Source organism: Sorangiineae bacterium MSr12523 (assembly GCA_037157775.1).
Taxonomy (GTDB): domain Bacteria; phylum Myxococcota_A; class Polyangia; order Polyangiales; family Polyangiaceae; genus Pendulispora; species Pendulispora brunnea.
Genome location: CP089982.1, coordinates 9,532,732 through 9,555,757 on the forward strand (window position 1 = coordinate 9,532,732; position 23,026 = coordinate 9,555,757).

At 65.2% G+C, this 23,026-nt stretch carries 20 protein-coding genes; 8 read left to right on the forward strand and 12 right to left on the reverse strand.

The genetic code is table 11. The features are described 5' to 3' along the window. Window positions 1-10 precede the first annotated feature (10 nt). Entirely contained in the window at window positions 11-484 is a 474-nt protein-coding gene (gene ybaK, locus LZC95_37140) for a Cys-tRNA(Pro) deacylase (protein ID WXA92066.1), read from the forward strand. Between the two features lie 16 nt (window positions 485-500). Here the strand turns inward: ybaK and LZC95_37145 are convergent, their stop codons facing one another. From LZC95_37145 to LZC95_37170, 6 genes are read right to left on the reverse strand one after another with little or no spacing between them, the layout of a single operon-like run. After that, a complete protein-coding gene (locus tag LZC95_37145; protein ID WXA92067.1) occupies window positions 501-1,418 on the reverse strand; it encodes a ribokinase in 918 nt (305 codons plus the stop codon). Then, a complete protein-coding gene (locus LZC95_37150) occupies window positions 1,415-2,320 on the reverse strand; it encodes a formylglycine-generating enzyme family protein (GenBank protein WXA92068.1) in 906 nt (301 codons plus the stop codon). Before LZC95_37150 ends, LZC95_37145 begins: the two co-directional genes overlap by 4 nt. Next, window positions 2,317-3,423: a M20/M25/M40 family metallo-hydrolase gene (locus LZC95_37155; protein WXA92069.1), complete on the reverse strand. Its 1,107-nt coding sequence runs from the start codon at window positions 3,421-3,423 to the stop codon at window positions 2,317-2,319. The genes LZC95_37150 and LZC95_37155 overlap by 4 nt, the downstream gene beginning before the upstream one ends. Beyond that, a complete protein-coding gene (locus LZC95_37160; GenBank protein WXA92070.1) occupies window positions 3,423-5,345 on the reverse strand; it encodes an ATP-binding protein in 1,923 nt (640 codons plus the stop codon). The genes LZC95_37155 and LZC95_37160 overlap by 1 nt, the downstream gene beginning before the upstream one ends. Before the next feature lie 3 nt (window positions 5,346-5,348). Continuing rightward, on the reverse strand, window positions 5,349-6,443 hold the full coding sequence (locus LZC95_37165) for a sugar ABC transporter substrate-binding protein (protein WXA92071.1): 1,095 nt from the start codon (window positions 6,441-6,443) through the stop codon (window positions 5,349-5,351). A 28-nt stretch (window positions 6,444-6,471) separates the two neighbouring features. Continuing rightward, window positions 6,472-7,119: a response regulator gene (locus LZC95_37170; protein ID WXA92072.1), complete on the reverse strand. Its 648-nt coding sequence runs from the start codon at window positions 7,117-7,119 to the stop codon at window positions 6,472-6,474. A 369-nt stretch (window positions 7,120-7,488) separates the two neighbouring features. Here LZC95_37170 and LZC95_37175 point away from each other — a divergent pair, with 369 nt between their 5' ends. The 7 genes from LZC95_37175 to LZC95_37205 are packed head-to-tail and all read left to right on the forward strand — an operon-like array spanning window position 7,489 to window position 14,355. Next, window positions 7,489-8,262, forward strand: a complete 774-nt coding sequence (locus LZC95_37175) for a metallo-mystery pair system four-Cys motif protein (protein ID WXA92073.1) — start codon at window positions 7,489-7,491, stop codon at window positions 8,260-8,262. A 3-nt stretch (window positions 8,263-8,265) separates the two neighbouring features. Then, complete coding sequence (locus LZC95_37180) at window positions 8,266-9,450, forward strand: di-heme enzyme (protein WXA92074.1); 1,185 nt, start codon at window positions 8,266-8,268, stop codon at window positions 9,448-9,450. Beyond that, entirely contained in the window at window positions 9,447-10,214 is a 768-nt protein-coding gene (locus LZC95_37185; protein ID WXA92075.1) for a hypothetical protein, read from the forward strand. Before LZC95_37180 ends, LZC95_37185 begins: the two co-directional genes overlap by 4 nt. Then, window positions 10,211-11,104 (forward strand): transporter, encoded by an 894-nt coding sequence (locus LZC95_37190; protein ID WXA92076.1) that lies wholly within the window; start codon window positions 10,211-10,213, stop codon window positions 11,102-11,104. The genes LZC95_37185 and LZC95_37190 overlap by 4 nt, the downstream gene beginning before the upstream one ends. Window positions 11,105-11,150: 46 nt before the next feature. After that, window positions 11,151-12,482 (forward strand): ATP-binding protein, encoded by a 1,332-nt coding sequence (locus tag LZC95_37195; protein ID WXA92077.1) that lies wholly within the window; start codon window positions 11,151-11,153, stop codon window positions 12,480-12,482. Beyond that, a complete protein-coding gene (locus LZC95_37200) occupies window positions 12,479-13,030 on the forward strand; it encodes a response regulator transcription factor (GenBank protein WXA92078.1) in 552 nt (183 codons plus the stop codon). Before LZC95_37195 ends, LZC95_37200 begins: the two co-directional genes overlap by 4 nt. Window positions 13,031-13,041: 11 nt before the next feature. Beyond that, window positions 13,042-14,355 carry an aminotransferase class III-fold pyridoxal phosphate-dependent enzyme gene (locus tag LZC95_37205; protein WXA92079.1) on the forward strand — a complete coding sequence of 438 codons (1,314 nt, stop codon included), beginning with the start codon at window positions 13,042-13,044 and terminating at the stop codon, window positions 14,353-14,355. Here LZC95_37205 and LZC95_37210 read toward each other — a convergent pair. Genes LZC95_37210 through LZC95_37235 form a run of 6 tightly spaced genes read right to left on the reverse strand, consistent with a single transcriptional unit; the run spans window position 14,339 to window position 22,993 of the window. Beyond that, a complete protein-coding gene (locus tag LZC95_37210) occupies window positions 14,339-15,118 on the reverse strand; it encodes a hypothetical protein (protein ID WXA92080.1) in 780 nt (259 codons plus the stop codon). The two genes, LZC95_37205 and LZC95_37210, sit on opposite strands and share 17 nt — an antisense overlap. Continuing rightward, window positions 15,096-17,621, reverse strand: coding sequence for a putative virulence factor (locus tag LZC95_37215; protein WXA92081.1), 2,526 nt, complete (start codon window positions 17,619-17,621; stop codon window positions 15,096-15,098). The genes LZC95_37210 and LZC95_37215 overlap by 23 nt, the downstream gene beginning before the upstream one ends. Then, window positions 17,609-18,850: a hypothetical protein gene (locus LZC95_37220; GenBank protein ID WXA92082.1), complete on the reverse strand. Its 1,242-nt coding sequence runs from the start codon at window positions 18,848-18,850 to the stop codon at window positions 17,609-17,611. Before LZC95_37220 ends, LZC95_37215 begins: the two co-directional genes overlap by 13 nt. Then, window positions 18,847-19,473, reverse strand: coding sequence for a hypothetical protein (locus tag LZC95_37225; protein WXA92083.1), 627 nt, complete (start codon window positions 19,471-19,473; stop codon window positions 18,847-18,849). Before LZC95_37225 ends, LZC95_37220 begins: the two co-directional genes overlap by 4 nt. Continuing rightward, window positions 19,466-22,318, reverse strand: coding sequence for a virulence factor SrfB (locus LZC95_37230; GenBank protein ID WXA92084.1), 2,853 nt, complete (start codon window positions 22,316-22,318; stop codon window positions 19,466-19,468). The genes LZC95_37225 and LZC95_37230 overlap by 8 nt, the downstream gene beginning before the upstream one ends. A gap of 39 nt (window positions 22,319-22,357) precedes the next feature. Then, window positions 22,358-22,993, reverse strand: a complete 636-nt coding sequence (locus tag LZC95_37235; protein WXA92085.1) for a hypothetical protein — start codon at window positions 22,991-22,993, stop codon at window positions 22,358-22,360. Window positions 22,994-23,026 lie beyond the last annotated feature (33 nt).

A 23,026-nucleotide genomic window follows, 5' to 3' on the forward strand; every position in this document is an offset into this window, starting at 1 on the left:
GTAACGAGATATGAAGACGAACGCCGCACGCATTTTGGATCGACTCGGAATTCGCTACGAGCTCAAGGAATACGAGGTGGACGAGTCGGATCTGACGGCGGCCACGGTGGCGCGGAAGGTGGGACTTCCGCCGGAGCAGGTGTTCAAGACGCTTTGCGCACGCGGTGATCGCCACGGGGTTTGCTTTGCCGTGGTGCCGGGCGATGCCGAATTGGATCTGAAGGCGCTGGCTGCGCTCGCCCAAGATCGCAAAACGGAGATGGTCGCGCTGAAAGAGGTGCAGCCGCTCACCGGCTACATCCGCGGCGGCGTGACCGCGCTCGCCGCAAAAAAGGACTACCCCGTGTACGTGGACGAGACGGTGATGCTGTTCGACGTCATCTCCATTTCGGCGGGCGTGCGCGGCACCCAGATTTTCCTCGCGCCCGACGACTACGTGCGGGCAACGAAGGCGAAGCTGGGCGCGATCTCCAAAGCTCCGTAAGCCAGGGTAAGGAGCATCAAGCGCGTCCTGCGAGGCGCAGGAGAAACGCGTCGATTTCGTCGCGGGCGGGCATGGAGCTGCTCGCGCCTGCGCGCTGCACGGAAAGGGCCGCCGCGGCGTTGGCGCGGTGAAGAGCTTCGACGATGTCGCGGCCCTCGGCCAGCGCCACGGCGAGCACGCCGACGAAGGTGTCGCCCGCGGCGGTCGTATCGACGGCATCGACCTTGGGCGCGGGCACGTGGAACGGCGGAAGGCCGCGTGCGCCGTAGAGGCACCCTTCCGAGCCCAGGGTCACGACGGCGGCAGGCACCTTTTCGAGAAGCGAGACCAGGGCGGTCTTCGGATCGCGAATGCCCGTGATGTCTGCGAGCTCGTGCTGATTGGGCGCGAGCAAATCGACGTTCGCGAACAGCGCATCGGGGATGGGCCGCGACGGCGCGGGGGTGAGAATGACGCGCACGCCCGCGCGATGCGCAGCGGCGGCGCCGGCGATGGCGGCTTCGATGGGGAGCTCGAGTTGCAGGAGCAGGACGGAGCTGCTGGTGACGATGCCCTCGTCGTGCACGCTGAGTGAGGTGACGGTGCCGTTTGCACCGGCAATGACGATGATGGCGTTGCTGCCGCCACCGTCCACGACGATGTGGGCGATGCCGGTGGGCTCCGTCGTTTCGCGCAACGCGGTGTCGTCGACGCCGGAAGCGCGCAAGACACCGCGAAGCGCACGCCCAAAGTTATCGCCGCCGACGGCGCCAATCATGCGCACCGCGCCCCCCGCACGCGCCGCCGCGATGGCTTGGTTCGCACCTTTGCCACCTGGCACCGTGAGAAAGCGGGTGCCCATCACGGTCTCCCCGAGCGAAGGCGCACGCTCGGCGAAGGCCACGAGGTCCATATTGCTGCTGCCGAGAACGCAGATACCGGGCGTGGCAATCATTTGCAGCACCGGAAGCCGACGTCGACACCCTCGTAATCGCGCCGGCACGTGAAGGGTTGGGCGCAGTGCATCTTGGGTTCATTTTGCACGTAGCTGCCGCCGCGGCATACGCAGGGATCCGCCTCCGGTCCGGCATCGTCATCGTTCGATCCGCAGGAATCTTCCCACTCGTTGGCGTTGCCGCTCATGTCGTAGATTCCAGGAAAGCCACCGACGCAGTCGGGCTGGCTCGCCACGGGAGCCGTGGTTCCAAGGGCTTGATCCTTGCCGTTGCACGCGCGCGAGTTGTAGGTGCCGCCGTACGGGAAGTCCTGCTGCGGGGCCAGATGCTCGCTGTCTTCGGCGTGGGTACAGGCCAGACGCCACTGCGATGTATCTGCATCCGGCGACTCGTTGACTTTGCCGAGGGGGTGCGGACCTCCTTTGATGTCGCCGCACAACCTCTTGCCCGCCCATTTGCAGTACGCGTAGGCGTCGCACCAATCTGCGCCCGTGACCGGGTGGTTGCCCGTTCGCGTGCCTCCATCCGGCCAGAAACCGTCGCCGGGCACGAAGCTCTTGTTGAACGCGCAAGCTTTGGGCTGCCCGGTGGTGGCAACATTGGCGGCGAGGAACGCGGCGTATTGCTCGCGCGTCACCTCGGTCGAGTCGATGCAGAATTTCGACGCGTCGGGGCCGAGGCCGTGTGCCTGTACCATCGACGGCCCGCGCGTGCTGGGGCACCCCGAGTCGAAGCCGGCATCCTGGGGCTGCTGCACATCCTCCCCCGAGCCGCTATCCGGCAATGAGCCGTCCTCGCCGCCCGGCGAATACGCGAAGTCGTAACAGCTCGTCACATAGGTGAGCGACACGCCCGCCACACCGGCGACGGCTACGGCAAACCAACGCCAGCGAGACGTCATCGGCTCTGCACGCTCTGCTGGAAGACTTGGACGAACGCATCACGCGCGGCCAAAAGATCGCTCTCGAGCACCCACTCGTCGGGCGCGTGGGCCTGCGCGATATCGCCGGGGCCGAACACCACCGCATCGATGCCCGCGGCCGAAAGCTGCGCCGCCTCGGTCCAGAAGGCCACGTCGATCGGCGCGGATGCGCGCGCGCCCAGGTAAGGCCCGAAGGCACCGAGCTCGCGCGTTTCGAAGGATGGCCGGCCGATGAGCGAATCGAACGACGCGTCCGGGCAATGCTCCTTCGCCAAGGTCACCAACTCGTCGCCCACCGCATTCACGTTGGCGCCGGGCGGCGGGCGGAACGAGGCCGTGAGCACCGCGCGCTCGGGCACCACGTTGAAGGCCACCCCGCCCTCGAGCCCCGCGATGTTCGTGCACATGCCCGTGAACCCGGCCGGACCACGACCGCGCTGGGCCTTGCCCCAGTCGTCCCAGGCCACGGCCACCCGCGCCAGCTCGGCCAGCGGCGCACGCATCGTGTCGGCCCGCGAGGAGTGCCCGCCCTCCCCACGCAAGGTCGCCTTGATGCCGAGGATGCCGCGGTGCCTCACCCCAACGCGCACGCTGGTGGGCTCGCAAACGATGGCCCGGGCGATGCCCTTCGTGTAGGCGCTCGCGAGAAACGCGGTCATGCAGGTGCTGCTCACCTCTTCATCGCCGGAAAAAAGCACCCCAACGTTGCGCGGCCGCACGACATCGAGCGCCGTCAAAATCGAGGCGATGGCCCCCTTCGTGTCGCACGCGCCCAGCCCGTAGACGCGCCCATCCTTGCGCCATGGCTCGAACGGATTGCCCGTCCAGCCCGCATTCACGGGCACCGTATCGATGTGCGCGTTCACCAAGAGATCTGGCTCGCCCCAGCGTGCGTACACGTACGCGCCACGCGCACCCCCGCTGGTCCGCGGCACCTCGACCACCGTGACATCGTCCGGGGCGCGTGCGCCGAGCTCCTCGGCCAGCAAGGCCGCCAGCTTGGGCTCGTCCCCGCCCGGGTTGTGCGTGTCGACGCGTATCAGGTGCTCCAACAGGGAAATCGGATCCGTGGTGCGTGCCATCACGCCCCAGTATTGACCGCCCCATCTTTCTCCGCAACGCCGGAGAATGACCGCGGCCTCGCAGGCAGCCGCAAGGTGAAACGTGCACCCTTGTCCTGCCCTTCGCTGTCCGCGGTCAGCGCGCCATTCAGCTCGCCGGCAGCGAAGGCGCAGCTGTGCAGGCCGAATCCGTGGCCATGCTGGCGGGTGGAAAAGCCATATCGAAATATGTCCTTCATGTTCTCGGACGGAATACCATCTCCGTTGTCACTCACCTCGATGGCGATTCCCGCATTGCCGTTCTCGTGCAACTCGCGAATACGAATCCCCACCACGCCTTGCTCGCGCCCGGCCGCCTGAATCGCGTCCCGCGCATTGCTGAACAGATTGACGAGGATCTGCACCACCTTGTGGCGCTCGACCAACACCGGGGGAACCGTACCGTAATCCTTCTGCACCACGATGGGCATCGTGCGGTCGTGCTCCACCCGCGCGACCATGAGCGCATCCTCCACCAGCACCGAGGGCTCCACTTCCTCGACCGCGCCGCTCACACCCGCGTAATTCTGCTGCCACGTCACGATAGTCTTCGCGTGGTCGACCATGGCCTGCAGATTCCCCAGCTCGGCCAGCACGCGCGCTTGCTCGTCGGCGAGCGCTCCAGCGAGGCTGCGCACGAACGCGGGCACCAGTTTTCCGCGCTCGTCACCGGTCAGGAACGTCCCGAGATCTCCCCGGTGCGCGTCCAGCAGCTCGGCCAGCCGTTCCACGTCCTTGATCTTCGACTCCGCCACCAGCGAACTCGTGACTTGGCTGGAGATGTTCACGCTGTTGAGCGCATTGCCGATGTTGTGCAATACGCCCGTGGCAATCTCCGCCATGCCCGCTTTTCGTGCGGTGACCAGCAGATCCGCGTGCATCGCATCGCGTTCTCGCTGGAAGCGCTTTCGCTCCTCGATTTGCGAATACAGGAGCTCGTTCTTCGCCGAAAGCTCGCTGTTCAACGACGACAGCGCGTCGTTCGCGCACCGCGCCTCGTCGCTGCGCGCGGCCACGGCGTCGATCACGTTGTTGATGCCCAACACCAAGTGCCGAAAGCTTCCCGAGTACGCGTGCTCCTTGCCGCGCATCTCCATCTCGCCGCCACGAAAGGCCGCGAACAAGCTCTCCGTTTCCCGCAAAAGCCGGGTAATGGCTTCCTGCATCTCTCGAAATGCCGATGCCAAATCGCCAATTTCGTCGCGCTCCGTGACGGCGATTTCCTGCTGCAGATTCCCCGCGGCGAGCTTTTTCGACACGGATATGATCTCGCCGAGCGGCCGCACGATCGTGCGATTGACGAACCATATCCCCAATAGCAACGACGCCACGGCAATGATCAAAATCGCCGCTTGGAGACCGCGCGAGAGCGCCCGATTGTTCCGCACGATGGCCGCGCGAATGGGCACCAGGTTTTGCAGCTCCTCGGCCACGTACGCATCCACGTCGCGCCGCGAGTAGTCGACGATCTTGTCTATCAGCTCGATACTCTCCACCAAGGCCGGTGTGCGCTCCTGCCGGTCGACGTAGCCGATGGCCAGCGAGGTATGCTCCTCCAGGCTGCGCACCAGGCCCTCGATGCCGTGAATCGTCGATATGCTATCGAGGTGCGCGGCAGGCGTATTGTTTCGGGCTTCGTCGCAAATACGATGCAATTCCTGCAAATGCATCTCGACCCGCATTTTCGTTTCGGACCGCGGGGCGCGCTCGTACGAATCGACTTCGCGATCCACGTCGGATACCAATCCGGGCACCCGGCTGACCATGAGCAGATTGTCGAAAATGCGATCGTATGGCGCGATGCTGGCGGTGAGAAAGTAATATACGAACAAAGAACCCGCGCTCATGACCGCCACCAGGGCGAGCAGCATGGCGTTGAGTTTCGATTTGATCGATATTTTCATTCGCTACTTTTTGTTCTTCTCTTTCAATGCCATAATCCACGGCTCCGTGAAATCCGTCGTATCACCGAATGCGGGCACGAAACGGTGAAGCGACTCCAGGGTCACCTTTTCGCCGCGTCCAGGTGGGAGCATTTCGCGGGCCACCATTACGGGCTCGAGTGAATAGTAATGGGGCACGGGTCGCCCAGCGATTCGGTAGCCGAGAATGCGCACCTGCACGCGGCCGACCGCCGCCGCCGGACATCCCACCGTGGCGACCCAGGGGCTTTCCGGATCTTGAATCATCTCCAAATCTTCATTGGCCACGTCGATGCCATAGACCTTGATCTCGGAACGCCCAGCCTTGCGGATGGCCGCCGTGGCCCCGCGAGCGAACTCGTCCCATGTGGCCCACACGGCATCGATGGTGCCCTTGGGGTGCTTCTTCAGCACCTCGGTCATCTGCACTTCGGTCTGCAGCGCACTGTTGTTCGTGGCCTTGCCGAATCGCTCGACCTCGTGGATGCCGGGGGCCTCGGTCATCATGCGCGTGTACGTCTGCATGCGCTTTTCCATCGGGGCAAATCCCGGCACCCAGATGTGAACGATGTTCGCCTTTCCGCCCGTGTCCTTCAGCAATCGGGTCAGGCCGATTTCGGCGATTTTGTGATCGTTCTGATCCATCATCGTCACTTCGGGGAGCGGAAGCTCGTTGTCGAAGCTGACGATGGGAATTCCCCGCGCCACCGCGCGTTCGGCGCCCTTGCGGAGTAGCTCGGGATCGCCATGCGAAATGAGAATGCCGTCGACCTTCTGCAGCACGGCATTGTCGAGCATGTCCGACATCGCCTTGCGGTCGTTGCGCGCGTCCATCACCTCCAATGCGAGCCCGAGCGATGCGGCCTCGCTCTTCACGCCCTCCAAGTATTGGGAGGCATGCGCCGACGATGAAAACTCCACGATGGCCACGACACGCGGGCGCTTGCGAAAGGCCTCGGGAACATCGGAGCCGGCTCGGGCGCCCGATGCCTGCACGGAGGTCGAGGCCTTCAGGCCGACGAAGCCTGCCGCCAGTACCAGCGCGCAGGCAACCGCCCCCAAAGCCACATTTTTCCTCATGGCAACCCCTCCTTAGCGCGACTTCACATCAGGTAACCTTCGCGCGGGCTTTGCGGAGCCACCTGGACGTCAAGGACCACGCCAGATCGAGTACGTCTTTGCTGTCGAATGGCTTTTTGAGCAAACGCAATCCCGTCCGATTGAGGCGACGAATGACGTCGTGCCACGAATAGTCGGAGTAGGCGCTGCAGATCACCACTTCCAGATCGGGATCGCGATCGATCATGTGTTTGATCGTCTCCACCCCATCCCAGCCGGGCGGCATCTTCATGTCGACGAAGGCCAAGGCGTACGGACGGCCGCGCTCGCAGGCGCGCACGACCAGTTCGTAGCCGGCTTGGCCTTGGGTGGCCGTGTCGAGCACGTAGTCCAAGCTCGGATCGCGCGAGGACGAAGGGCCGCTGCCGAACAGGGCGCTCTCCAGGCTACCGAGGCTCGGATCGGCCGGCACCGGACAGAGAACCTTTCGAAAATCCTCGTGAATCGCCACGTTGTCGTCGACCACGAGGATGCGCCGGGGCCCTTCGACCGCGCTCTTCGGGAAGTAATCCGAGCCACGCCGGGAAGCGGGACCGGATGCCGGTCCCGACGCGGGCCCGGATGACGAGCCCGATCTCGGTGAGCGCGAATCGGACGGGGGCGGATAGCTCCCAAAATCGGCGCGCGTTTTCCCCACTTCTCCCATCTCCTCGACCCCCCAGTTGTGGGCTGACATCCATGCTACAGCCGACCTGGCTCGGACGTGCGCGGAAAGTGCAACGCACTGGTGCGCCGAGCCGGCTTCAGCTATGGCGTAAATCGCACATCGGGCGACGCGCGACGATTCGCCGCATTCCAGCCGCGGCTCCGCTGGCCTAAAAAAGTTCGCAGTTCTTAGCGGAGTGCTCCTTCAATGCGCCGAATTCCCTTTGCCCTCATTTTAGTTGCGACGTCTTTTTCTGGCGCGGTCACCGTTGCTGCGTGCAGCGACGATGATACGAGCCCTCCTCCGCAGAACCAGCCCGATACGGCGACGTCGGCGGTATCCATTGCCTTCGAAGGGCGCGTGGGAAGCGAACCCTTTCGATGCACGCAGCCGTACACGCAGCTTGGCACCGCCAAAGTGACCGCGGACCTTCTCGATTTTCGCTTCTACGTGCACGACGTCCGGCTGGTGACGCGCGACGGGCGTGAGGCACCGGTGACGCTGACGCAGGACAAGAAGTGGCAATACGAGAACGTCGCCCTGCTCGACTTCGAGGACAAGACCGGCACCTGTGCGAACGGCACCGTCGACACGAACACGCGCGTCGTGGGAACGGTGCCCCCGGGTGATTATACCGGGCTGCGATTCCGGCTCGGCGTGCCCTTCGCGTTGAACCACGGCAATGCGGCCACGGCGCCTTCGCCGCTCAATTTGTCGGGCCTGTTTTGGATCTGGAACGCCGGGTACAAGTTTTTGCGCGTCGATGCGCGCGTTCAGCAAAGGGCGCTGCTCGCGGATGCCGGCGACGCAGGCGGCGATGCGGGTGCACCGCCCGTGTTTCCCGTGCACATTGGCAGCACCGGTTGCCAAGGCGATGCGCAGGACGGCGGCGTGACGGATTGCTCGCGGCGCAACGTGGCGGACATCGAGCTCGCCTCGTTCGACGTCACGAAGAACAAGGTCGTGGTCGACTACGCGGCGCTCGTCGCGGGCACCGAGCTCACCGCGGGTGGTGGCATGGGCTGCATGTCCTCGCCGGAAGATGCGACGTGCAAGGAGATTTTCGCGCACCTCGGACTCGATCTCGCCAGCGGCAAGCCCGCCGCCGGCCAAGCCTTCTTCCGCGCGGAGTAACCGATGAAACGCGCCCTTCCCGCTCTTCCTGCTCTTGCCACCGCGTTCGCCGCCTCGGCGGTGGCGTGGCTCGGGTGCGGCGGGTCGTCGTCGTCGCCATCGGACTCGAAGCCGAAGGAGTACGAGTGGAAGCTCCCCCAAGGCTTTCCCGTGCCGAAGGTGCCGGAGGACAACCCCATGTCGCAGGACAAAGTCGACCTGGGGCGGCACCTCTTTTACGACACGCGATTGTCCGGCAATGGGACGTATTCATGCTCGTCATGCCACGTCCAGGAGAAGGCCTTCACCGACGGACGCCGGCGCGCGCTCGGGTCGACGAACGAGACGCATCCACGCGGCTCGATGAGCCTCACCAACGTGGCGTATGCGACGACCTTGGCGTGGGCGAATGACCTTTTGACGTCGCTCGAGAAGCAAACGATGGTGCCGATGTTCGGCGAGACGCCCGTGGAGCTGGGGCTCGCCGGGCAGGAAGCGCAGATGCTCGAGCGACTGCGCGCCGAGCCCTATTACCCCGCCGCGTTCGCGCGGGCCTTTCCGGGCGACCCGGAGCCTTTTACCACCCAGCGCGTGGTTCAAGCGATCAGCGCGTTCGAGCGGACGATGATCTCGGGGCAGTCGCCGTACGACCGCTTTGCCTTCCAGGGCGACAAGAACGCCATTTCCGAATCGGCGAAACGCGGACGCGATCTTTTTTTCTCCGAGACGCTCGAGTGCTTTCATTGCCACGGCAATTTCAATTTTTCCGATTCGATATCGCACTCCGGAAGCGCATTCACCGAAACGATGTTTCACAACACCGGCCTGTACAACATCGACGGCAAAGGCGCGTTTCCGCCGGACAATGTCGGGCTCATGGAAATCTCGCACAAAGATTCCGACATGGGCCGGTTCAAGGCGCCGACCTTGCGCAACATCGCGGTCACGGCACCGTACATGCACGATGGGAGCGTCTCCACCTTGGAAGAAGCGCTCGATCACTATGCTGCAGCAGGTCGTACGATCACCACGGGCCCGTATGCGGGCAATGGTTCCAAGAGTCCGCTCAAGAGCGACCTCGTGGTCGGATTCGTGATTACGGCCGAGCAGAAGGCCGACGTCATTCATTTCCTCGAAAGCCTGACGGACACCGAATTCTTGCATGATCCACGTTTTTCCAATCCGTGGACCGCGGGAGAACGTCCATGAAATACATCAGTCACCTTGGTCGCATTGTCACCCTCACAGCATTGACCATCAGCCTTCCCCTCGTTTCGGCCGTCGCCTGTTCCGGATCGGACTCCGACGGTGTCAGCGTGGCCGTGGACCTGGAGGCGCCTTCGAGCACGAAGCAAAGCATGGTGAGCAAGACCTGGACGACCGATCTCGGCTTCACCGTGACGTTGCAAGATGCGTATCTCGCGACCGGCAGCGTGGAGATCGTGCCTTGTGCCTCCGCCGCGCAACGGCTTCGGCTGAAAGACTTCTTCGCGGTGCGCGAGGCGCATGCCCATGTCGAGGGGAGCCCGACGAAGCTGGGCATCCCCGTGGTCGAATCGCTGCTCGCGGCCGGCGGCACGCGCGTGCATGTGGGAACCATGGCGCCGCCGCCCAATTCGTATTGCCAAGTTCGATATGGCATCCATGCCGCCGACGGCGACGCGGTCGGGCTGCCCAGCGATGTCTCGATGGTTGGAAAATCGCTCTATCTGCGCGGCACCTATTCGCGCGCCGGTGGTCAACCGGTGGCCTTCGAGGCCTCGTCGTCCAACGCGCTCGAGGTCACCGCGTCGGTCGGTGAGACCACGCTCTCCTCGGGCGGAACGCAGTCGGCCGTTTTGGTCGTGCGCAAAGTGGCCGACACCTGGTTCGATGGCATCGCTTTCGACACGGCCTCCCCCGACGACATTGCCCGAACGGTGCTCGAGCACGTGCGCCAATCGCTCACCATTAGCGCGCAAACCAGACAGTGAAGCGGCTCCTCGTCTCCGTCCTGGGGGGGGCGCTTTTGCTGCTGAGCACGCGCAATGCCGACGCATGCGCCGTGTGCGGCTGCGGCGACCCCACGCTCACGGCGATGGGGGCCGAAAAGCCTGCGCCCTTCCGGCTTCGCGCCGCCGTCGAGTGGCGGCATCGCACGGACAACATCGGCCAAGAGCGGGTCGATCAGATCCGCCTCACCGAGGACCGCTTCGACGCGCAGCTTGCCTTTGCGCCGATCGATCGCCTCTACCTGTTGCTCACCGTGCCGACGTTGCGGCGCACCGTCAGCTACGTCAACGAGGCCGAGCGCACGCGCTGGGGGCTCGGGGACATCGAGTTGCGCGCGAAGTTCTTTCTCTTTCAAGACCGCGACTTCCAGCCGCGCCATCTCGTCTCCGTCATCGGCGGCGTGAAGTTGCCCACGGCGCCGCTCCAGCGCAATGACGCGGGAAAGCTCCTGCCCATCGAGCTGCAGCCGGGCACCGGCTCGGTCGATCCCATCGTGGGCCTCTCGTACGCGTACTTCGCGAATCCCATTTCGTTCTACGCGAGCGTACAAGGCACCTACCCCACGAGCGGCACGGAAGGCTTCCGCGCCAGCCCATCGCTGCGCACCACCACCGCCCTGCAGTACCAAATCGTGACCCCGCTGGCCGTGCGCGCAGGCATCGAAACGCGCACCGACGGCAAGTCGCTCGAGGATGGTTCGCACTCCCGTGATTCGGGCGGGTTCATCGGTTATGGCGCCGTGGAGGCGCTGGTGAGCCCCATCACGGATCTCATGCTATTTGCCTCGTTCCGCATGCCCATCCTCAACGCCCTCGAGGGGTACCACGACGAAGGCCCGATGTTCGGTGCCGGCGTCGCGCTCGACTTCTAGCGTTTTTTTAAGAATGGTTCCGCCCAGCAGCACCCCCTCCGTCGATATGAGCCGCCTCAGCCCGAGCGTCGGGCTCGCGTGGCTGGTGCGGCTTCGGTGGGGCGCGGTGGGCCTGCAGACGGTGCTCGTGCTGGTCGCGCGGCTGGCCCTCGGGCTCACGTTCTCGCTGACGGTCATCGTGCCGCTCCTCGTGGTGACGGCGGCCACCAACGCGGCGTTGGTGCTCTGGTTGCGAAAGGGCGGAAGGTCTTCGCAGCGCATTTTGGCGGCGGTGCTCGTGTTCGACACGCTGGTCCTCACGGCGATGCTTCACGCCAGCGGCGGGGCGGCCAATCCGTTTTCCGTCTTTTACCTGGTGCAAGTCGCGCTGGCCGCGCTCCTCCTCGAGGCCAACGGCACATGGCTCGTGGCCATGGTCACATCCATCGGCTTCGGGACGCTGTTCGCAGGGCTCGTCTTTCCTGGCGTCGCGCCCGCGCCGCCGGAGCACGTTCATCACGCCCACATGGACATGTCGGGCTCGTCGTTCTCGGTGCACCTGCAGGGCATGTGGGCGGCGTACACCTTGGCGGCGCTCTTCGTCGGGTACTTCGTCACGCGGCTCGCGCGGGCACTCGAGCGGCAGCGGCGCGACCTGCTCGCGCTGCAGGAGGTGGCCGCCAAGGCCGAGAAGCTCGCGTCGTTGAGCACCTTGGCCGCCGGGGCGGCACACGAGCTCGGCACGCCGCTGGCCACCATCGCGGTGGTGGCCAAGGAGCTCGAGCGCGCCAGCGAACGCGCCGGCGGCGACGTGAAGCTCGATCCGAAGAGCATCGCCGACGATGCGCGGCTTCTTCGCGCCGAGGCCGAGCGGTGCCGCACCATTCTCGCGCAGATGGGCGCCCACGCCGGGGAAAACCAGGGTGAGGCACCGCGCGCGGTGCCGGCGAATCGCATCGCCGAGGACGTGCTGGCCGCGCTCGATGAAGGCCGGAGCAAGCGCGTGGCCGTTCACGCGAGCGATGCGGCCCTGACGGTGATGGCGCCGCCGCGCGCGCTGGTGCAAGTGCTGCTCAACGTCGTGCGCAACGGGCTCGATGCCAGCGACGACGTGCCACCGCCGCGGCGGCAGGTGCGCCTCGAGCTGACGCCGTCCCGCGCGGGCGCCTTCGTCGATTTCGAGGTGACCGACGAGGGCTCGGGCATCCCGCCGGAGCTCGTGGTGCGCCTCGGCGAGCCGTTTCTCACGACCAAGGCGCCCGGCCGCGGGCTGGGCCTGGGGCTCTTTCTGGTGCGCGCCTTCGTCGAGCGCACCGGTGGCCGGCTCGACATCGCCTCTCGCGTGGGCGAGGGCACGAAGGTCACGTTGTCCGTACCCGCAGGAGAAGGCTCCGCATGAGCGAAGAGACCCCGCGATCCATCCTCGTCGTGGATGACGACGACACCTTCCGCACCCGGCTGGTACGCGCCTTCGCCGACCGCGGATTCGACGCACGCGGCGCCGCCAACGGCGAAGAGGCCCTGCGCCGCGCCCGCACGGAGAGCCCCGAGTACGCGGTCGTGGATCTGCGCATGCCCGGGGATTTCGGCCTCGATGTGGTACGCGCCCTTCGCGAAATCGATGACGCCACGCGCATCGTCGTCCTCACCGGCTACGGAAGCATCGCCACCGCCATCGAGGCCATCCGCATGGGTGCCGTCGATTACCTGACCAAGCCGGCCGATGCGGACCAAATCCTGGCCGCCTTCGAAACGGGGCAGAAAGGCAAGCGCCCCGACGACGCGGTCGCCACCGATGGAACACCGAGCCTCGCACGCGTCGAGTGGGAGCACATCCAGCGCGTCCTCATGGACTGCGGCGGCAACGTCTCGCAGGCCGCACGGCTCTTGGGCCTTCATCGCCGATCGCTGCAACGTAAGCTTTCAAAACGGCCGATGCGCCGGTAGAAGAAACGCCCATGGCGGGTGAGAAAAGCCGTGCGCTGATCGACGAGCTGGGCCGGTACGTCATTGCGGATACGAAGCCGTTCGGTGTCGATCTGGCGAAATCCGAGGGGATGTACCTTGCGACGGTGGATGGCGAACGACTCTTCGATTGGGCCGGCTATTACGGTGCCAAGCTCATCGCGCACAACCACCCGCGGCTCTACGAAGAAGACTACGTGAAGCGCCTGGTGGTCGCCGCGAACAACAAAACGGCGAATCCCGATTTTCTCACGCCGGAGTGCGTCGCCTACTACCGCGAGCTTCACACGCTCGCGCCGCGCTCGATGCGCAGCGAGTCTCTCGAGGTCTATGCGGTGAACTCGGGGGCCGAGGCCGTCGAGAACATGATGAAGTACCTCATCAATCGGCACCACGAGCGGCTGCTCGCGCAGGGCAAAATCCCGACGGCACGTAGGTTCGTGTACTTCGAGCAGGCCTTCCACGGCCGCACCGTCTTCGCGCTGAACGTGACGCGCGTGGCGCACGATCCGGTGATGACCAAGGATTTTCATGGCTTCATGCCGGGCAATATCCAGGTCCCCTTCCCGGCCATGGATTCGACAGCCCCCGCGAGCGAAAACGCCGCGCGCATGGAGCGGACGCTCGCCGCGCTCGACAATGCGTTTCGGCAATACCGCGACGAGGTGGTCGCCGTCATCGTCGAGCCGCTGCAGGGCGCGGGTGGCCATCGGGTGGCGCCGCCGGAGTTCTTCCCGCGGCTGTCCGCCCTCTGCCACGAGCACGGTGTGCAACTCGGCTTCGACGAGGTGCAAACGGCGGGCGGCACGACGGGGACGTTCTTCGCCATCGATCAATTCGACCTGCCGCACCCGCCGCAGGCCGTGGCCACCGGGAAAAAGTTGGCCAACGGCGCCGTGTACATGCAGCGGCCGATGAAGGACCTCGGGGTGCTCGACTCGACCTGGGGCGGCACGCTCGCCGACATGGTGCGCTTCGTTCAAGAGATGGACATCGTTCGAAGCGAACGGCTCATCGAGCAGGTGCCCGAGAAGAGCGCGCTGTTGGTGGAGACGTTGGAGTCACTGGCCAAGCGCTTTCCCGAGGTGCTCTACAACGTGCGTGGCTACGGCCTCTACCAGGGTTTTTCGCTGCGCGATCCTGCCATGAAGGGCAAGCTCGTGCGCCTCGCGCTCGAAGAGGAAAAGCTTCTTCTCCTCGGCGCCGGCGACGACACGATTCGATTGCGCCCGCACCTCAACGTCACCAACGCCGACATCGTGAAGCTCGGCGAGCACCTCGAGCGGCTCGTCAAAAGACTCGCTTGAGATACCCGCGGCTGTAGGCCACGTAGCCACCCGCCGCCAGCGCGATCAACGCGAGCACGAGCAGGAAAAAGCCGGCGCCGCCCGACTTCTTCGGCAACGGCGCCTCCGACTCGGGCTCCGGCTCGCGTTCGGGCGCAGGCTCGGGTGCCGGCGCGGCCTTCTTGACCGCGATGGCCTCCTTCTCTTGACGGCGCTCGTGGAGTTGGTACCCGTACGCGCGCATTTTGCGGAGAAGACGCGTGCGCTCGGCCTCCGACGTAGCGCGACCGAGGAGCGCGAGCCCGTGACGCACGGAGCCCAGCTCGGCCAAGCGCTGTTCGTACGCCTCGCTGGTGGCCGCATCGCGCACGTTCGCGGCGCGTGCGGCGCTGCGGTAAAACACGTCGGCCTTCTCCGCATCGCGCTCGTAGTAGATGCCGAGCTCGTACAGGTTCGCCACGTACACCTTGGCCGCAACGGAGCCCGCATCGGCCGCCTTGCGCAGGTGCCCGGTTGCCTTCTCCAGATCTTGCGCCACCACGCCCCCCGTGAGGTGGAAAAGCGCCAGGGCATATTCGGCCTCCGCGCTGCCCAAGGCTGCGGCCGCACGGTACGCGGCCATGCATCGCGCCAGATCTTTCGGCGTGTCATTCGTCCCCACACGATGCGCACGCGCCAGCGCGAGCAGCGCATCCACGTCCCCGGCCGACGCGGCCTCGTCGATCGGATCCAGCGGGGCTTCGGCCTCCTCGGCCTCCTGTTTATCTCGAGGGGTTCCCGTCATGACCTACCAGACCAGCGAGCACGGACGAGAGCAGTTTGACCCGCGGCTCGTCGCCTGCAAGTTCGGTGCGCCCGCCGGCATTGCCGAGGTAGAAGCCCTCGAGCTGACCGGACCAATGGGCGAAGTGGCCGCTGCCGGCGAAGACGACCTCGGCGTCGCCGCCGGGTCCGCCCTCCCCGTCGTCGTCGAGATCGACGCTGCCCCAGTCGATCTGCGCTGGGTTCTCCGAGTCGCCCAAGGTCTCCGACCAGGAGAGGCGCACCGGCAACGCCGGCGTGTGCCGCGGCCGATCGACGAACAAGTCCACCATGGAGTCGGCGATTTTCACGGCAAGAATGCGCGCCACCAAGCCGACATCCACCGTGGTGCGCACGAAATACGGGTAGATGGCCGTGCCGAGCAGCGGAAGGATCTTCTTCGAGGTGCAGACCTCGCGCACATAGCGATCGGCCAGTGCCGCCGGCACGCCCATGTCCGACTCGCGCACGCGGGTCATCGCCGCGTTGGCCCACCAGCGGAGCACATGCGCGAGCACCTTCTTGACCTTGTCGCTCGCCTTGATCGACATCGGCGCGACCTGCGCGAGGATCTTTTTCACCTCCTCCTCGATGTCCTCCTCCGACGCGATGACGAGCCGCACGAAGTCGCCAAAGGCGCGCCCGCTCGAGCGCCGGGTCATCTCGTGTTTCACCGCCGCCACCAAAGCCTGGGCGCTCGCGGCGAGGCGCTCGCGCTGCTCGGTTTCGTCCTTGGAAGGGGTCATCGAGCGCAGCAGCGCGACAAGCTCTGCACGGATGCTCTCGGCCTCGGCCTGGAGCTCTTTCTCCTTCACGCGCTCCGACATTTTCGCGCGCAACCGGCTCGCCAGAAGGGAGACGCCGCTCTTGGGCAGACCGTTTTCTTCGCCCTCCACGGCACTCCATTTGGCTTCGGCATCGGCAATGTGGCGCGCCACCGCGCGCGATTCGAAGTAGCCGCGCTTCACGCTTTCGTAGTCGGGGTCGCCGAGGCCGAGCGTGCGCATTTGGTCCGCGTACGGGTTGCGGATCCAAAACATGTTCGAAAAAGGTTCTTTACCCCACTGGTATACCCACGACGATTGGCTCTTTGCCCAAAAGTCGACGCAGGCCTCCTGGACGCGCGATTCCCAACGGTCCTTCGCGTTGTCGCTGCGCAGAGCGCCGAGGCTCATATCGAATTTGGTCAGCGCGACGAAGAGGCTGGGGCTCTTGATCTCGTTCGGCGAGAGCGGCGCGCCGGATTGACGGATGCGCAGCCAATTTTCGACCTGCGACTGCAGTTGCACCGCCTCCGGCTTGGTCGGACCGGGCGAACATAGAACGAGGGCGGTAATCTCGCGATCGAGCGCATATTGCTCGAAGAGAAAGGTCAGCTTGCCGCGTTTGTAGACTTCGATGGCGTGCTCGAGGCGACCGACGTTGAGCTCCGCGGGGCCGAAGCCGTTGATGCCTTTGAGGGCGCGGCCGCCGGGAAAGTCCAGCAGATCGGTGCCGTCGAGCAAGCCGCCCGTCGCCCGCGCATCCGGGCGCAGCACGAGGCGCAGTTCGGCGATGACCGCCGAGAGGACCCCCGGCTCCACGGCCACCTCCCTTCCCAGCTCGGGCACGAAGGCCCGCACCGGCTCGCGCGCCGTTCCCAGCGAGTTGAGGCAGCCTGCATCGATGATGCTCGTCGCACCTTGGGTGGCGCGCACGTGTTCGAGCCCCACCTCGACGTGCGAAGCGTGGCCCAGCACCTCGAGTCCTTGCACGAGCACGCGCAGCAGCTGCTCGAGATCGCGCGCGTAACCGGGGCCGCCGACGAGCAGCGAATAGACGAGGATCCATCCCGGCGCCGTGGTGATCGTGCGTGTCCACCCCGCGTCCTGCGCCTGCAGCTGGCGACGCAGCTCGTTCAAATAGGGATGACGGTCGTGGTACTTCTTCTGCAGATTGTGCCAGACGCTTTCCCATGCGCCGGCATAGATCGCAGGCGCAGGCGGGCCTGCTTGCACGCGCGCATCCCGCAGGCAGCGTGCGACCCGCTCCGCATCGACGGGCGGGGCGGTGCACTCGACGAGGAAACCCGTGGCGAGCGACTCGAGGAGCACGTCGAGGGGCAACACTTGGCATTCGAAATCGCCACGGCTCAGCGTGCGACCGGGCTGGGTCGAGAAGCGGGTCACCACGCCCGTGGACTCGACGCCCTTGGCCGGGTTGATCTCGCGCAAAAAGTCGAGCTCGCGCTCCCCGGAGACGACGCGAAGGTGCCCGAGCTCGTGCGAGAGCAGGGCCCCAACGAGAAAGCTCTTTCCTGCCTGGGATGGACCGAAGAACCCGAGGCACTGCGGACGGGCGTAGGCCTTCTTCAGCTTCTGCGCGCGAAGCCGCAAGTCGCGCAAAAGGGGCGCCTCGACCATGTCCTCGGAGGCGCCCAACGCCGTCGACGCGCCCTCTTCCAGCTGCGTGATGCTGTCCGCAATCCGTTGATCTAGTTGTGCCATCGGCCGTTCTTGTCCTGCCATTGTACCTTCACGGAGCCAAACGAGCCGCCCGGACGAAGTGTGACGTCGAACGTCGTCCCTTCGCCGGTCCGCGGCGATTGCGGATCGAGCTGATCGAGCCCGCCGGACACGCGCCAGTGGACCGCATCGGGCTGAAAGTGCGAGCGATGCGGCAGCCCCTTGTCATCGGTCCCCTCGCCGCCTGCGCCCGCGCCACCTTTGCCGCCACCGCCTCCGCCGCCGCCTCCTCCCGGAACGACGATGATCTTCTCCTTCCCACCTTTCCCAATCAACCGAACGCGCACCCCGCCATCGGCAAGGCCCACCGCGCCGCCGTCACGCCATTCCCCGGCATCCTCGCCCGCATCGGCGACTGCGCCGGCATCCGCAGCCGCATCTTCCTCAATCGCGGCATCCGCCCCGGCGTCCACCGCCGCATCCGCGGCCGCACCATCGGCCGCCACCATCGCGGCATCCGCGCCTGCATCCGCCGCGACCGCGCCCTCCTTCCCACACCGCTGCAGCAGCCAAGCGAGGAGCAGAAGAATCGCCAGAACCGCCACCCCCAACAGCACCCACCACCACCACGCCCGCCCCTTCTTCTTCTCCTCGACCTTCTTCTCGGCCTCGGGCTCTACCTGCTGACTCGCGCCCGCACTCTCCTCGACCGCCGCCGCGGCGGCTGCGGCGGGTGTGAAGCTCCGGGCAGCCGCCGCCGTGAGCGCCACCGGCTCGGCGATTGCGGCCCTCTCGAAGAATCGCCCGAAGTCGTCGTAGCCGTAGATGAACTCTTCTTTGCGCGACAGATCCCGCGGCGAAGCTCCCCAGTTGACGACGAAAAGCTTTCTATCGCCCGGCGAATAGAAATAATTCGCATCTGCCGCCGCATCGCCCGCCGTTGCCGACAGTGCCGGCACGGTAAACGCGGATTTGAACTTGTAATACCCCGACTGCGGATTCGCGAACTCCTTGGCCACATGCTCGACGCACGCCAGAAAGTCGCGCATCGCGGCCCCAACCTCGGCAGCGTGCGTCGTGCGGGCTTGGGCCAATGGCACGAGGCCTGCGACGTTCCAGGCGACCCGCGTGGGGAGGCTGTCGCTCCCCTCGGTGTCCGGAACGAGCAATCGACCATCGAAGAATTTGGCCTCGTTCAGGTCCGGCGCCAACTTCCAAATGGAAACGCCACCAACGAGATTGGGAAGCCAGGTCGTATTCGGAAGGGTCATGTTCGCACTTCGGCCCGCACGCGCACGAGACCATTCGCCCCCACGCGGCACAAGAAGCTCTGCGGCGCTACGATGCGTGCCCCCGTGGCCGCCGCGCCCTGCGCCCGCTCGTGAAATTGAGAATCGAATATCGTCTGATGATCGACACTCTCGAATCGAACGTGCTCCAGCTCCCCATTCATGAGTGAAGCCAATAGCGGCGAAATCTGGAGCCGTCCTTCCAATCCTGCGGCCTCGATGAATCGGTAATACAGCCGGCTCGCCTCGAGACCTATCCGCATTTTCGACTCTTCATCCATCGGCACACGGAAATACAGGCCAAAGGCGCATGCCAGCGGAAATGCGGTTTCTTCGTGCTCGCCGGAGGACAAGCTCGTGCCCAAGGTCGCGAAGAACACCCGCAGCGGATACGATTTGTCCCCGACCTGGGCGCCCAAGATCGATTCGTCCAACAAATCGACCATGGCCAGCTGCCCGACCAATCTTCCCGCCGCCGGCGCCCCGCCCTCGTCGGTGCGCGGCTCCTCACGCGAAAGCACGGCGAGCAGCTCGCGCTCGAGCTTTTCCGGATCGATCGCCTTGAGCAAGGCGCCCATCAAGTCGCGCAGTTTGTCGTCAGACATAGTCGAGCAGTTTGCGGAAGATGCCGGTGTCGAGCCAATAGCGGTCGCTCACGATCGTTTTCAATCGGAGGACGAAATCGTCCGGTGAGAATTGGTAAACGTTACGATGCGACGTCACCTGCGTGATGTTGATCGTTCCGCCCTTGTCGCCCTTGTCGCCCTTGTCGAAAGCAAATGTCAGGCTGACCCGATCTTCCAGGAGCGCCCGCTCGACGTCGGCATTTTTCGGCAGCACCACGAACAGAGGCGCGGCATCCATCTCCTCGGCGTCGACATTGCGGAAGCCAATGGTCATTCCACTCGTATAAAGAAATGTCGAATTGCGCGAAAACTCGTTTTGGCGCGGGATGTGCGGTTCTGCCTCTTGATAGAGGCCGTAAATGGGCGATTGCTCGATGTCTCGCACCTCGTCGAGCAGGAAGTTAGGCAGTCGATTTCGACTCGCAAGATGCAAAATCATCGATCCCGCCGCCACCGTGGATTTCGGATCGATGATGAGCCCCGCGTGCCGCCACTTCGACGGATACCAATCGCCCACACGGTAATTGGCCATGGATTTGAGCCGTGGCCCCACCACGGGCATTTCGCCCACGAAAATCTCGCGCACGCACGGAAGCGCCGAGGCCCGGCCTGCGAGCACCACCAAATCGACATCGAACTGTGCCACGATGTCCGCATAGCGACGAAGCGGCTCGCGCAGGACCGAAACGATGACCTCTTCGATTTCCGCGCGATCGAATCGGAAGAACAAATTTTGAAAACCGGGAAAGCCCGGCACCACGCCCGACAAAAAGCGATTCGCCTCCTCGAGCACGGCGGTCGAAAAGTTCGCCGACGGAAAGAGCCGCGCGATGTCCGGAACGGCATATTGCTTGTCCGGCACGTGATCCGCGGGCTCGAACCCCTCCGCGATGGCCCAGAAGCAACGTGCCAGTGGCAGCCAAAAATAGGGGACCAGTTTGGCCTTCAACGTGCGCCACGAGGCGCCGTGCCCGGCGTCGCTTTCGCCGAACAGGTGAATGATGCGCGTGCGCGATGCCCGCTCCTGGGTGGTGGTGGGCAGCTGCGCCAAGATTTGCGTGAAGACGATCTTCTCGATCAAGGCGCAGCACACGTCGTCGCCGGCGATGTTGACGCCATCTTGAAACAACTTCGTAATGGCCAGGGACGTCCCGCTGCCCGGCATTTTGTCGCGGTATTCGGCGATCATGACGTCGCTCGTGCCGCCGCCGATGTCCACGGAGGCGATGCGCAGCGCGCCCTCTTTTCGCCCGTATACCGCCACGAGCTCCTCCATGCTCCCGCGGAAGTTCTCGGCGACCTCTTGATAGAGGTAAACCATCTGCGCGGCGAGGGCCTCGTCCACGAACAGGAACGGATCGAAGCGCACCTGCCCCGCCTTGCCCGCCGCGTCGCCCGGCTCGGCAGGCTGCACATTCGGAAGCCGCGATGAATCGATGTGGAGCAAATAGCCCACGAGCATCACCGCATTGCGCACGAGGCCTTCGTACACCGCGCGCTCCTCCGCGCGCATGGCCGAAGGATAGGTCATCACCAGGTGCCGGAGCACGCGCGGGACGCCTTCTTTGCCCTGAAATGCCGCGTACGCGGGCGCGTTGATCTGCGCCATGGCCTGCGACAGAATTTCGACCAAGGCAAACAGCATCATCGCGCGCGGCGCATAGCGCGGCTCCGCCGGCGTCGCGGGGCCGTCCGGACGCAGGGTCAGGCCGCCGCCGTCCTCGGCGATATATTTCAGAATGCGCCCGAATATCGGTTTGTACTCACCGGGCGCCGCCCCCTGGCCGGCGCCGTCAGGCGACCGGCCTCTCGAGAGCGCGGTGGCGAAGAACCACGGCTCGTGGGTCGCGCGGTCGTCCCAGAGGTAGCGCTTGGGCCCCGAGAGGCTGCATGCGTAACGATGCGGCGTTTCCAGCGCGCGATCCAGCGCCTCCCGGCCCATGCGCGCAATCGAGGGCAGCGCGAAACCGGTGCCCGTGCCGAACGGCGCCACCGCTTTGTCGAACGATGCCGGAAGAAACGTGATGCGCGAGTCGAACGTCGCATCGCTCGTGCGGAACGGGTCGAGCGAATTTCGCAATTCGAGCGGCACGGTCAGAAGCTGCCGCCCATCCTGCTCTTGCCTCGCCTCGACCAGCGCCGCGGTGGAGCGTGAATTCCCAAGGTCCACCACGAGGGAGACGGGAATGGCCACCTCGGGACGAACCTGGGAAACCTGGATGCGCGGCAACACCGGCGCGAGCGCCTCCAGCACCGCGGCGAACTTGAACGTGCACCGCTCGATGCCGCCCGCCTCCAGCTTGCGCAGCCACTCGCGGGTCTCGGCGTGGTCCAGAAATGCCGCCAGCTCCGTCCGATCCAAGGGGCGAAAGGGCCGCCCTTCGTCGAGCTGCGGATCGAGCGCGCGCCCCGCCGCGCCGGAATAGGCCAGTGTATCGATGGCCAGCAGGATTCGCGGCCGCCGCACGTCCTCCGCCGAGAGGAAGACTTGGACCGCATGCGGCGCGGAAAGCTGGTAGGGCACGGGAAACCAGCGATTCGACAGCTCCGCGATGTGCTCGAGCGCCGCCATCTCCACGGTGGGCTTTTCGCCTTCCCCCGCACGGCGCACGCTCGCGCCGGCTGCTCCTTGCACCAGCACGAAGCCGCTCACGGTGTCGGGCAAATCCGATGCGAGCTGGATCTCGTGGTAGACGACGCCCGTGTTGAAAAATAGCTCGAGAATGGCCGCATTCGGCTCGATGCGCGCGGACGATCGCGCCACCGAGCCTTCGGCAGCAGCCCCTTTGCCCTCTTCCCCGAGCGATACCTTGCGCTTGACCATGTCGTACGAGTCTCGACCTTTATCACGTACGGCAGCTGGCTAATATTTCTCCTTCGGCTCCTTGTCGGTCAGCACTTCGACCTTGGGCAGCACATCGTGCGCGAAGCGATCGCGCACTTCTCGGGCGCGCGCTTCGTCCTCGCGCGAGGGCACGGCAATGCCCACGATGAGGCACGCGCCCTTCCACGCCGGGTAGGCGGCGTAGGCCACCGCGTACGATTCGCGCTCCGCGAGCGTCGCCGTCTTGGCAAACACCGAATCGATTTCCACGATGCGCCTCGATTTGTCCTCGGGGCGATTCCACACGAAGGCCGAAGGCGCCTCGTGCGTGAGCTCCACCTCGAAGCTCTGCACCCAAGGCATGGCCCACTCTTCGAAACTCCGGCCGCACGTGCCCTGGGCATCGTTGTCGGCTACGTGGGTCACCACGCCGCCGACGATGGCGTGGTGCTCTTTCCCATAACGAAAGCCTACGAGGCTGGGCACGCCCATGAACTTAACGCGCGTCCAGTGTTCCGCGTCAGGAAGCAGGATGCGCATGCTCTGCTGCTTGTCGACGCGCCCTCGAAGGGGCGCAACCTTCAATTGCTCCAGGGCAGCCGCATGCCCGTCGCCACCTCCCCCGCCCTGCGCCGCATGCCCATCATCTTTGGGGGGGGACGCCGGCGCGACCACGGTGGAAGTTCTTCCACCCGAAGCATTCGATGT